The following is an 11,393-nucleotide window of genomic DNA, read 5'->3' on the forward strand; positions in this document are numbered from 1 at the left end:
CTCGAACTGAACTGCGTCAGTTAGAAGAGCGCAAGACAGTGGAAGCTGAGACATTACAGACTTTGCAAGTTCAGTATTGCGGTTTACAAGAAGATTTAAGTGAATTAGAAGTCGGGATACGTCGCCTGCGGGGAGCGCAACTCGCATCTGATGCAGTTCAACGCTGTCAATTGTCCGATGACACGTTACAAATAGAGCGCATAGAGCGTGATCAACCCGTGCAGGTCGATAATAGACAAACGGATGACAGAAATGCTAGTCGAGCGACTACAGTTGCCAATACCAACCAAAACCAGTCTGTCACCCTGAGTAACGGCTATCGAATTACTTTCGAGGGTGTTCGTTACAGTAGCAGTAATACCTCAGTGTGGATATACCGGATGGAAGAATTGCCTCAAGCCCAAGATTTAAGTAACTGGGTGTTAGAGATTCCCAGTTGTGCGGCGATAGTGAATAGTTCGCCACGAGGAGAAATCGTAAATCCTGATCCGAATGCGCGATTGAGCGGGATTAAGTGGCAAACGGGGGCTGGGTTTCAAGACGGTATCTTTTCAGTTACCCTGAATGGTCAATGGACGGTTGGTACAGTTGATGTGGCGGCTAAAGGTCCCGATGTAGTGGTGGGAACAATTGCTGGACCGAGTTGTACTCCTCGTTAGTAGGATTGCCAATTAATTTAACCGCTTTTGAGGAGGCGATTGAAATCGCTGCTACACAAACAAAGTCCGCCTGCGCGGACTAGGTTATAACGGGGGTAGCTAACCCGGATTTGGGATAAGACAGTGTAGGGGAACGACATGTCGTGCCCCTACAGATGGTGGTTCAATGGTAAAACTTGTTAAGCGATTTCTCGCGAATCGTGATAACACCAAGCCAATACAGTCGCACCGACAATTAATTTAATCGCTTCTAGCAACCAATAGCCTTCATGCATCTCAACCATTCCGCTTGCCATACCCGTTGCTGGCTCAAACAGATTCAGTTGCATCGCTAGAGCGCTCATCTGGGGCGTCATGATGTAGGTATTAATGATAGCAATTGCTAACAGAAGCCCAGATAATAGGATCGACCAGCGTCTGACATGATGATAGAGATTAGATGTGCCACGTATTGCCAAAAGGCTGGTTAAAACTAAAGCGGCACAGAGTAACTCGATCCGATTAAACATCCAGAAAATCGAATAACCCGCACTGGCAAAACTGGCGTCGTTCAACATTCCAGCCGTTCCCAGTGTGGGCATGATCACGAAGTCTAGAATAAAGCTACTACTTAACCACAGACCCAAGACAAACAGAGCAATCGTTTGCCAGGTGGGTCGCTTTGTGCTAGTCCCTAAAATAGCATTCATAATTTTTCCTTGAATTCCTCTGTTATTTTTAGCTTAACCAAGATCAGAGCAAAAAAATGTAAAATATTCTTGCGAAGCACTTGCGATAATGTTGCGTTTTTTAAAGTTTTCATTTGTCATTCGTCATTTGTCATTCGTTAGGAGACAAGGAAGGCGGGGCGGGTTTAGTTACATCTGGGTGAGGGAAGCAACGATAGTAGTGAAACCCGCCCCTACACACTTTCCTAATGCCTCAGGCTAGATTGGATTGGCAATGGCGATGATAGAGTGCAGATGGAATTAATAGAACCAAGAACAGGATTGGGAGTATCCGCTGAGGCGGACATTTTATCGGGATACTCAGAGGGACTAGGGTTTAATCAAATCGAGGGAGTCAATGGTAGACCAAACCGCGATCGCAGCCCCATCGGTGAGGCGTATATCCCAGAGGGATCATCATTTCCAGACATTCCGGTTATTGACATTGAAGGGGTAGTTCCGTTCCTAGAACACCGCTTAACTAAATCAGAAGAATCAACGGGGCGAGATGTCCTCACTGGGCTGGATCTGGGAAATGCCCACAACGGTACTTTAGTATTCGTAGACGCCGGGATTGCAGACGCTGAAACCTTAGTGGCTGGGGTTGTCCCTGGGGCTGAGGTGGTTAGGCTGACACCCAATCAAGATGGAGTTAGCCAAATTACTCAGGTATTGGCAAAACGTCAAGGACTCTCCAGTGTTCAGATTATCTCCCATGGTATGTCGGCTGGTTTGCAATTAGGCGCAGGAGAATTGAACCTGGATACACTGAATACTTATGCCAATCAGTTGCAAACTTGGGCAGGGGCATTAACATCAGAGGCTGATATTCTGTTCTATGGCTGTAATCTGGCAGCAACCGCGTCAGGAAAGCAGTTCATCGAACAGGTGAGTCGGTTGACAGGGGCAGATGTCGCCGCTTCTAGCGATCGCACGGGTAGTGCAGCCTTGGGCGGTAACTGGGAGTTGGAAGTATCTCAGGGGACGATTGAATCAGACTTGGCGTTGCATAAGTGGGCGCAGTCGGCGTATCAGGCGGTACTGGATGCGGTGGATAATAATTTAACCGTCAATAGTGCCAGTTTTTTGGGGGGAAGTGGGGATGATAGTGGCAATGCAGTGGAAATTGCCCCAGACAGAACCATTGTGATTGGCGGGAATTTTGATCTAACACCGACTCAGAGTTTAGCCGATGGACAGGGGACAGTTATCCGTTTGGATTCGACGGGACAAACGAGACTATCAGTAACTCAGGTGGGTGCTGATGTGGATGACTTGGATATCAATCGCAACAATGGCAATATAACCGTTGTTGGTGACTTTGGCGTTAAAACCCTCAACAGTGACGCCAGCCAAGTTCTCTGGAGTGCCAATCCCGGTAGCGCCCAACGAGTCGCCGTGGCGGGGCAGGGTCAAGTTGCTGTCCTCGCAGATAAACAGGTGACGGTTTATAATCCACAGGGGACTCCCATCGGTAACTTTACTGTCCCAGGAACCCGGATTGCAGATGTGGCAATTGACAGTAATACTTCATCGGTATTTGTTACCGGATATCGACAGGTGAGTGCCAATTTACAGCTTCCCCTACTCCGCAGCTATAGTTACACAGGTGAGATCAACTGGGAAAATTATAATTTTTCTGCCAATGAAGCCGCCGCAGAGAATTTAGGCGCAGATACTCGTGGTTTACGGGTAGCGATTGGAGAAGATAATCAGCTTTACTTTGCCGGTAGTTTGGATGGCGGGAATAGTGTTTTTCAACGCGATCCCCAAATGATCACCCAATCGGCTGGTAATGTGAATATCGACAACTACACGAACACCTCGAACAGTGGTAGCGGGAAATTTGCCTATTTTGCCCGCTTGAATCCGGCGACAGGAACTCTGGATCAGGGTCAGATTTTCCTCACCCGCCTTTCCAGTGGTAACGGGAATTCCTTTGCGATTAATGCGATTACGGCGGATGCCAAGGGCAGAGTTTATATTGGGGGTCAAGCGGGTGCTTCTTTACCCAATCGTGACGAGTTGCGAATTAATGGCACTGCTGTAGGACCCTACAGTGGCTTTGAAGGGGCGGTGATTGCTGTAAGTGAGGATTTTCAAGCTAGGGAACTGGTGGGACTTTGGTCGGGAGGTAATCCATCGGGTTCTGAGGTGAATGGGGTGGCGGTGTTTGGAGATATCCGGGCGATGGTGTCCACGAATGCGGGTACGAATATGATTACGGTTAATCCGCTTCAGGGGACTTCGGGTGGAAGTGAGGATGCCTTTTTCTCGGTTTGGCAAAGTCCAGCCACTCCGATTGGCAATCCACCCACAGCGATTCGTTTAGATAATCAAACTGTCGCCGAAAATACGGCATCGGGGACGGTTGTGGGTCAGCTTTCGACGATTGACCCAGATACGGATGATCGCCATACTTACACATTAATTGATGATGCCGGAGGACGGTTTGCGATCGCGCAAAATCAATTGCTCGTTGCCGATGGTGTTAAATTAGACTTTGAGACAAATCAGATTTATCAGATTACTGTCCGCAGTACCGATGCCGATGGCTTCTCTTTTGAAGAAGGCTTTGAGATTGCGATCGCGGATGTTGATGATACCCCAACGCCAACACCAACACCAACACCTACACCTACTCTACCCGTTGGTTTAGTGGATCTGGCACAACTTGGTTCCACTCAGGGCGTTTTTCAAGTGGGCGGAACCCCAAAAGAGGCGGTGCGCTTACAGTTTGACTGGACGTTCCGAGAAGCCCAGTTTAAAAATGAAGTCGGTGTCTTGCGAGTCGATGATGCGATGGGAACGGTGAATGGCGTGCGCCCCGGTGATCCCGGATATGCCCAGCAAGCCTTAACCCGTGCCGAACGCCAGGTATTATTTGCCCGAGGTGAAAATGTGGGTAAGGGTGTGGATTTAAGCCTAGAGGCGGGAGACTATTGGGTGTTTTATCTAATTCAGGATAGTACCACAGCCGATTGGCTGGCGCAGAATCCCGATAATCGTCTAGATGGGGAAACCATTGCCTTTTTCTCCGTCACGGCGGCAAATCCGGATCAGTTTAACCATGTTCAACGTACCGAGTTGGGGGATGGGATGGTGCAACTGGCTTGGGAAGATCTCACGGGTGGCGGGGATCAGGATTTTAATGATGTTGTCTTCAATGTGAGTAACGCTGATTGGACGGTGTCAGGGGATTTGGAGGAAATCAGACCCCTGATTTTAAACTGGATGGCACAAAATAACCAAATCAATCATGAACTAGGTTTATTTTTGTTTGATCAGCCCAATGGACAAATCGGTAATTTGTTCCCCGGTGATCCAGGATATGCTGCAACTGCCCTTTCTCAGCCGAATCGCCAGGTTATCGTTGCACCGGGAGAGACAGGGAATGGGCAACGGACACTGAATGTGGAGAGCGATCGCGCTTTGGGATGGTATTTGATCCCAAATGGCACAACGGAACAGTTTTTACGGGAGAATCCCGACAATTTACTAGGGAATTCGCCCTTAGCCTTTTTCTCATTAATTGCCGCTAACCCAAATGGGAGCGATAATTTCTGGCGACTGTCCCCCAATGAATTTGCCTGGACAGACCTGACAAATGATGATGATCTCGACTTTAATGTAAGGATACGGCTTCAGTTTGGTTAATCTTAATCTCTAATCGTTTCTACCCAAAATCACCATGAAAGCGACCTCTCTCACACCCCTGCAACGATTAAAAATCCCCCCCTACTGGCTTCTTGCCATAGCCGCTGGCTTAGTTGCCATTTACATGACACTCAGTTGGAAAGCCGGAGATGAAGCCCAACTCGGCATGAGTGTTTTGTTTTGGCTAGCTGTCGGTTCCCTGCTGTGGGGTAAACGCCACGAGTTAAACCTAGAAAGTGGAGTCCTCCCTAGCATTGTTGGAGCGCTAGTCATTGGTTTTGTCCTCTCCTATAGTGCCAGCATCAGTGGGTTGAGGCTAACCAATGAAAATGTGCAAAGGCTGGCACCCTTACTGCGGCTGCTACCGTTTATTTCTGCCATTGGTGTCGCGTTACTTGCCTCTGGGTTTAAAGGATTCAAACAATACTGGCAAGAAATAACCATCCTCTTTTTTCTCGGTGGACCGGCGACAATTGCCTCATTTCTACCAGATATCTCGCCGATCACAGCTAAATTTTCGGCGTTTATGCTGTGGTATATGGGTTTTCAGGTCTATCTGTACGATAAGGTCTTTATTAACCTGCCTGATGGTGGCGTTAAGGTGTATCATGGCTGTTCCGGCATGGAAGCAATGACCTATGTGCTGGGACTATCGGTGATTTGCCTAATCATGTTTCCCATCGCTGGGCGCAAGCAGTATTTCGTACCAATCATGGCGTTGGTTGTCGGGTTTGTCGTCAATAGCTTCCGGGTTGCTTTAATGGCGGTGCTGGCAAATGCCCAAAATATGGAAGCCTTTAAATACTGGCATGAGGGCGAAGGCTCTCTGGTCTTTGGTATGATTTCCGTGATGGTTTTCGGCGTGTTTTACTGGTTGCTGCTGCGGATGGAGGATACAAGTTCTCCGGAGACTGAGGAGGCATAATGTCCTGGAAACAGGTGCGGATTTTTGTGTTAGCGCTGATTTTTGGTGTCGTTCTCGTGGTGTTGCTGAAAGTCATTCTGGCAACTCTGGCTGAGAAAGGGCAAGGAAAGTCAGCGACTAGGCTTCCTAGGGTTGAGTCCCTGGTGTTGCAGCCGTCGGTAGAGATGGGCTACGGCACCTCTTTACATTCGGAAGCTGACATGAATTGAAATTGTGTATAGGTAGTGAGCAAGATGCTCACAAGAATTTCCCAATGCTTGACATTATGGTTTAAATGCCGAACAACTTACCCCTCATAATTTAGACAATCTGTTTCCAGAGGTAGGGAAAAAGAGATAATCTATTGAACGTTAAACGTCATTAGTCTGCTAACCAATGAATTAGTTGTGATCATTATGTCGGACATAAGAGGTAGTCTGCTTCTCAAGGGAGCGAGTATGACAAATGACAAATGACAAATGACGAATGACAAATAACCGATAATTAAAACCATGACGCAATCAGAAGAAAAAGATAAGTTTGTTCCAGCCATTGATCAACTCTGGAAGTTTAGCGCCGGTTTATCCAAATCAATTGGAGTGGTGCGGTGGGTAGGCTATGGGTTATTGATTTTGGCATTCTTCGATGTCGTAGAAATATTTGTACCTCCCCTGTTTATGAATCCCGCTTGGGAATTTCAGACGCTTGGGCAATTGGTGGAACGGGTGCCCGTACCGTTGCTGGGATTGGCGCTAGTGTTTTTAGGAGAACGGGATCAACGCACCCGTTGGGAACCTCTGATTCTGAATATTTTGTCCTGGTTGGCTTTGCTGGTGGGGATTTTGTTCTTTTTGCTGGTTCCCTTGGGTGTTGTGAATACGATACGGCTGAACGCGCGGAACACGCAGCAAATTACTCAGCAAGTTGAACAGCGCCAAGAGCAAATTCAACAGGTGAGAGAGGCGCTAGGACAAGCGACGACTGTAGAACAAATGCAGTTTCTGATTAGTCAATTGGATAGTCAAGGGCGCACGCCACAGATTCAAGGTACTGAGCAGTTAGCTGAGGTGAAGGAGCAGGTTTCGACATTTTTGGAACAGGGTGAGACTCGGATGCAGGAGGAAGCTCAATCCCAGAAGAAGTCTCAGTTTTTGCGGTTGTTAGAGAATTCGGTGAAGTGGAATCTGGGCGCTTTGGTGTCTGGGGCGTTGTTTGTTAGTATCTGGCGCTTAACCGGTTGGGCAAGACGTAGCGATTCATGAACCGCGCCTTACTGCGTGAAGATGCGGATTGCCAGAGATAACCTGGCAGTAGAGACGCGCCATGGCGCGTCTCTACATGAATAGGGCATGAGTTGGTAGGGGATAATCACTGTCGGACGAGACCATTGGTGTCAACTTAAGGCTGAAACCCTTACTTAATCAGAGATCCCCCCTAGCCCCCCTTCAAAAGGGGGGAACCAGAAATTAATCAACTTCAAAGGGGGGGAACCAGAAATTAATCAACTTCAACAGGGCGGAACCAGAAATTAATCAAAGTCCCCCTTTTTAAGGGGGATTTAGGGGGATCTAAACTTTGAGCGCTAGTCATACAAAGTCTTAAGTTGAAACGGATGATAGCGTGCGCCCATCAAACTGTAAAATCTATCCCACAATTTTAGCTGTGTCAGTCCAGTAGGGTTTGCGGAATAAGTCTCGTGGTAGGCTTAGGAAGCCTTATTCAGCAGCGTCTAATACTCAAAACCTAACTATACCTGGTTTTCAGCCGGAATAATGTCGCCATTTTTACCGGATTTTTACGGGAATCTCCGACATCTTCATCAAAACTTTAAACATTTATCAGGGAATTTCCGGATATCTTCATCGAAGCTTTACAGACATGTATCGAAGGTTACTTTATATTGAACTATAGAGCGAATTCAATGAAGCTCAACGCCATATCTGGCAAAGAATTCAAGAGATTTGCTCACATCTTGCAATTATATGGCTCTTGAATTGAGTTAACTAGTCCTAAGGAGTACATACCATGAAATTTTCTTCTCTCGTCCCCTCTGTTGTAGCTGCTGCTGGCGTCGCCGTCGCCATGTCTTCCTTCAATCCTGCTGATGCAGCATTTGTCACCTTTAGCGCCAATCCTTTCGGAGATCAATCGGCGGGTAAGGTAGATTTTCGTCTTGAAGAAGTTGGCAGCGATGTTAAATTTACAGTGGATGTTGATAGCAGCGTTAATAACGGCGGCGATCTCCGTGGAATCTGGTTTGACGTAGCTAATGATTCATTGCTCCCACTCACGATAACGGGTAGCGATATCACTCAAACTCAGCAAGACGCCAACAATGTAAATAACCTTGGAGGTGGCAATAATCTCAACGGTGGTGGTACTCTTGCACCCTTTGATGTTGGTTTAGAAATCGGCACTCCAGGTATGGGAAGTGATTTTATTACCTCTACCATGTTTACCGTCTCTGACGTAACACTGGATCAGTTTCTGGGTCAGGAATTTGGAGTCCGCTTAACCAGTTTAGGAGACAATCGACAAGGTAGCACCAAACTGGCTGCTGTTGCTCCTACTGAGGCTGTTCCCGAACCCCTCACCATCTTAGGTTCTGCCACAGCTCTGGGAATTGGCGGCTTGCTCAAGCGCGAACAGTCCAAAAAGAACAACAAGAACAAAGCTTAATCTCATCGCGCACAATTAGAGTGACTCTATAAGTAGAGAAAACTCCTTCTGTTGGTCTAGCAGAGGGGGTAATTTTTTGTCATTCGCCCTTTGTCATTTGTCATTGGTTTTTATAGAACGTTATTAAGATATAGCAACCGCCATAGTGGTTAGGACACATCTTATGGTAGAGACGTTCCGCCGGAACGTCTCTACAACAGTTCGCTTGTCCTAATCGATGTGTCTACTGCTATAACTGCTTGATGAATTGCTCGAAGGATTCCACATCCAGAACGACTTCTACTCAACGTTCCAATTGAGCTGGATTTTTAGTTTGTAGGGTGGGAGCAAGAGACAGAGAGAACAGTAGTGCGTTAAGCGAAGCCATGCCGCAGGCTTTGCGTCTCGCTCGCTATTTGTGCGGGTTTCTGGTTTCTAGCTTAGGATTGATTGCAAGTTAAACCAAAATCTGTGGGAATACGATATCGCTTCTAGTCGAGGCTCTAGACTCAACCCCCCATAAGTCACGTCTTGAAATTGAGTAGAGGTAAGCTGTCATACATTTAAAGGGGGTATTAGTAGTGAGCAAGATGCTCACACTACAAGGATTTCATCATTATTGATATTAAGATTAAAATGCCGAACAGCTTAGTCTTCCTGGGTCAAAAAAGCATTCTGTGCTTCTTATTTAGGGCGATTTTTCCTCAAAATGGTAGAAATTCGGAGAATTATCTAAAACTCTAAAACCCTTATCCAATAAGGACTTGAATCTTATTGGGATTAATCTTTATAGGAAGTTTACACAATTTTCCTGATTCTTCATTGCCACTTTACCCAACACCTAAGTGCAGTCCCTTATAGTGTGAATATAGAAAAGCAAACACGCCGAAGCCAATCAGTCCAAACGCTTCAGCAATCGAGTTATCTAGTCCTAAGGAGTATTGACATGAAATTCTCTTCTCTCGTTCCCTCTGTTTTAGCCGCTGCTAGTGTTGTAGTTGCATCTTCAGCTTTCTCTCCTGCTCAAGCCGCCTTAACATCTTTATCAAATTCGTGTAGCACTTCAGACCTAAGTGGCTCTGTAGCTTGTGAAGGTGCTTTTAAGGGTAACGATTCTAATCAAGTCCTAGATGGTTTATTTGGTGTCGATGCATGGTCAGAACTATTTAAAGTAGATAGTGATAGTGGCGTTGATGATGGTTTGACAGTTACTGGTGGCGGTACATCAGGAGGCTGGAGTCTTACAGGCATCGATTTTAGTACTACTAATATAATGGTTGCCCTCAAGGGCGGTAATTCCTTCAGTGCCTATAAACTGGATGGTGTTATCAGTGGTAACTGGAATACTGATGGGCTTGTAAACGGTGGTGGTGGTCACCCTGGTTTATCTCACTTCACAGTGTATCAAGCACCCAAACCCGTTACTGATCCTGAGGCTGTTCCCGAACCCCTCACTATCCTAGGTTCCGCTACCGCTCTAGGAATCGGTGGTTTGCTCAAGCGCCAACAGTCCAAAAAGAACAACAAGGCTTAATTGAGCCTCAAGTAATTCCCTCCGAGTTTACACAGAATAGAAGCCCAGTAAACTCCTTCTGTAGAGTCAAGCAGAAGGGGTTATTTTTTTGTCATTCGTCATTTGTCATTTGTCCTTTGTCTTTTGTCATCAGTTTCGTAGTAGCGTGGTACACCTTGTTTGATGAATTAGAATCACGCCCCGAAACCGTAGGGGCGCATAGACATGCGCCCGATTCAATGGTAATATCTATTCCACAATTTTAGCTGTGTCAGTCCGCCATCGTGGGTTAGGCGGGAGTTTAATCAAGACAATAACCATTCAGTGAAGTATCCGCCGTAACCCACCGATACCTTGAGCAATGATGCGTTACGAATGGTGCGTTACGCTGCGCTCTCCTCACCCTACAAGTAATCGACTCTTTAAGCGTATATTGCTACACAAATTAAGATAACTGGTTAGTAAATTGCTCTAAGGACTCCACATCCAAAACGACTTCCACTAAACGTTCCAATTGACGAATATCCTGTGTTCTTAACATTGTCTCTACCTCAACCGGAATCTGACCAAATCGAACCGCAAGTAAACGCAACAACTGCTGCAACGCGCCTTCTCGAAAAGCCGCTTCTTCAGGTAAAAGCACTAAATTACCCTGTTGGTCATAAAATCGTAGCCATATTCCTGGTTTATCCTCAATAGTTCCCTGCCAAGTTCCCAACCATAAACCGAGGCGCTGACACCACAGCCACCCATGAGGGTTAGGATTCAACGCCTGGTAGCCTCGCTCTAAATCTAAGCGCCAACCCTGCAAAGAATCGGGATCAAATGGATTAAACACATAATAATCAGGAGTGCGAAAAGTTTGCTCATAGATATCTTTTTTCACACCTGTGTCCATCGCAGCGGTAGATGGCAACATGAGTTCGATAATCACATCAGGATAGCGACCATTTTCTTCCCAAACAACCCAGCCTTGGCGTTCTCGCTCACCATCCACATTCAAAACCACAAAGAAATCTGGTCCTCTAAAATCGCGATCGCGAATCTGCTGGCTACTGTAGTATATAAACATATTGCCACCGCCATTGCTACTAGCATTGACCGGATTAAGGCATTCATCGCGATGCGGTGACGGTTGGTTTCCAAAGGTTCTCCATCATCAAAAATCAAGTTTGTTGGTGGTACAGGGGTTTCCCAGTCCACAGCCGATATAGGAGTTGATTGTATGTCTCCAGTTGTAGAGGTTGACATGGGAATTTCCTTGAGCTGGCTGTAATAGTGTTAGGTTAGCCTAG

The 11,393-nt window shown here is 46.6% G+C and carries 8 protein-coding genes and 1 pseudogene; 7 read left to right on the top strand and 2 right to left on the bottom strand.

Annotated features, from left to right (window positions below; translation table 11 throughout):
* Nucleotides 1-659: hypothetical protein (locus ACLFWI_RS17845; RefSeq protein ID WP_446414036.1), on the top strand; the 659-nt coding region annotated here is incomplete at its 5' end.
* Nucleotides 660-838: 179 nt separating this feature from the next.
* Here the strand turns inward: ACLFWI_RS17845 and ACLFWI_RS17850 are convergent.
* Nucleotides 839-1,348: a DUF4149 domain-containing protein gene (locus ACLFWI_RS17850; RefSeq protein WP_446410006.1), complete on the bottom strand. Its 510-nt coding sequence runs from the start codon at nucleotides 1,346-1,348 to the stop codon at nucleotides 839-841.
* Between the two features lie 273 nt (nucleotides 1,349-1,621).
* Between ACLFWI_RS17850 and ACLFWI_RS17855 the strand changes: the two genes are divergently transcribed.
* The 6 genes from ACLFWI_RS17855 to ACLFWI_RS17880 all read left to right on the top strand — a co-directional run bounded on the left by ACLFWI_RS17855 (nucleotide 1,622) and on the right by ACLFWI_RS17880 (nucleotide 10,119).
* The gene (locus ACLFWI_RS17855; protein WP_446414037.1) at nucleotides 1,622-5,023 is read left to right on the top strand and encodes a DUF4347 domain-containing protein; all 3,402 of its coding nucleotides are present in this window, start codon (nucleotides 1,622-1,624) and stop codon (nucleotides 5,021-5,023) included.
* 34 nt (nucleotides 5,024-5,057) lie between these two features.
* Nucleotides 5,058-5,948 carry a cyanoexosortase A gene (gene crtA / locus ACLFWI_RS17860; RefSeq protein ID WP_446414038.1) on the top strand — a complete coding sequence of 297 codons (891 nt, stop codon included), beginning with the start codon at nucleotides 5,058-5,060 and terminating at the stop codon, nucleotides 5,946-5,948.
* Nucleotides 5,948-6,157: a hypothetical protein gene (locus ACLFWI_RS17865; RefSeq protein WP_446414039.1), complete on the top strand. Its 210-nt coding sequence runs from the start codon at nucleotides 5,948-5,950 to the stop codon at nucleotides 6,155-6,157. Before crtA ends, ACLFWI_RS17865 begins: the two co-directional genes overlap by 1 nt.
* 282 nt (nucleotides 6,158-6,439) lie before the next feature.
* Nucleotides 6,440-7,189 (top strand): HpsJ-like protein, cyanoexosortase A-associated, encoded by a 750-nt coding sequence (gene hpsJ-A / locus ACLFWI_RS17870; protein ID WP_446410010.1) that lies wholly within the window; start codon nucleotides 6,440-6,442, stop codon nucleotides 7,187-7,189.
* A 763-nt stretch (nucleotides 7,190-7,952) separates the two neighbouring features.
* Nucleotides 7,953-8,606: a PEP-CTERM sorting domain-containing protein gene (locus ACLFWI_RS17875; RefSeq protein ID WP_446414040.1), complete on the top strand. Its 654-nt coding sequence runs from the start codon at nucleotides 7,953-7,955 to the stop codon at nucleotides 8,604-8,606.
* Between the two features lie 925 nt (nucleotides 8,607-9,531).
* Nucleotides 9,532-10,119 carry a PEP-CTERM sorting domain-containing protein gene (locus ACLFWI_RS17880; RefSeq protein ID WP_446414041.1) on the top strand — a complete coding sequence of 196 codons (588 nt, stop codon included), beginning with the start codon at nucleotides 9,532-9,534 and terminating at the stop codon, nucleotides 10,117-10,119.
* 424 nt (nucleotides 10,120-10,543) lie between these two features.
* Here the strand turns inward: ACLFWI_RS17880 and ACLFWI_RS17885 are convergent.
* Nucleotides 10,544-11,349 (bottom strand): annotated as a pseudogene (locus ACLFWI_RS17885) (Uma2 family endonuclease).
* Nucleotides 11,350-11,393: the final 44 nt, after the last annotated feature.

The organism is Coleofasciculus sp., from assembly GCF_046539235.1.
In the GTDB taxonomy this organism is placed as follows: Bacteria; Cyanobacteriota; Cyanobacteriia; order Cyanobacteriales; family Coleofasciculaceae; genus Coleofasciculus.

Excerpts from the sequence above, each read along its gene's own strand:
- ACLFWI_RS17850 (WP_446410006.1), bottom strand. The coding sequence starts at position 1,348 with ATGAATGCTATTTTAGGGACTAGCACAAAGCGACCCACCTGGCAAACG.
- ACLFWI_RS17855 (WP_446414037.1), top strand. The coding sequence starts at position 1,622 with ATGGAATTAATAGAACCAAGAACAGGATTGGGAGTATCCGCTGAGGCG.
- crtA (WP_446414038.1), top strand. The coding sequence starts at position 5,058 with ATGAAAGCGACCTCTCTCACACCCCTGCAACGATTAAAAATCCCCCCC.
- ACLFWI_RS17865 (WP_446414039.1), top strand. The coding sequence starts at position 5,948 with ATGTCCTGGAAACAGGTGCGGATTTTTGTGTTAGCGCTGATTTTTGGT.
- hpsJ-A (WP_446410010.1), top strand. The coding sequence starts at position 6,440 with ATGACGCAATCAGAAGAAAAAGATAAGTTTGTTCCAGCCATTGATCAA.
- ACLFWI_RS17875 (WP_446414040.1), top strand. The coding sequence starts at position 7,953 with ATGAAATTTTCTTCTCTCGTCCCCTCTGTTGTAGCTGCTGCTGGCGTC.
- ACLFWI_RS17880 (WP_446414041.1), top strand. The coding sequence starts at position 9,532 with ATGAAATTCTCTTCTCTCGTTCCCTCTGTTTTAGCCGCTGCTAGTGTT.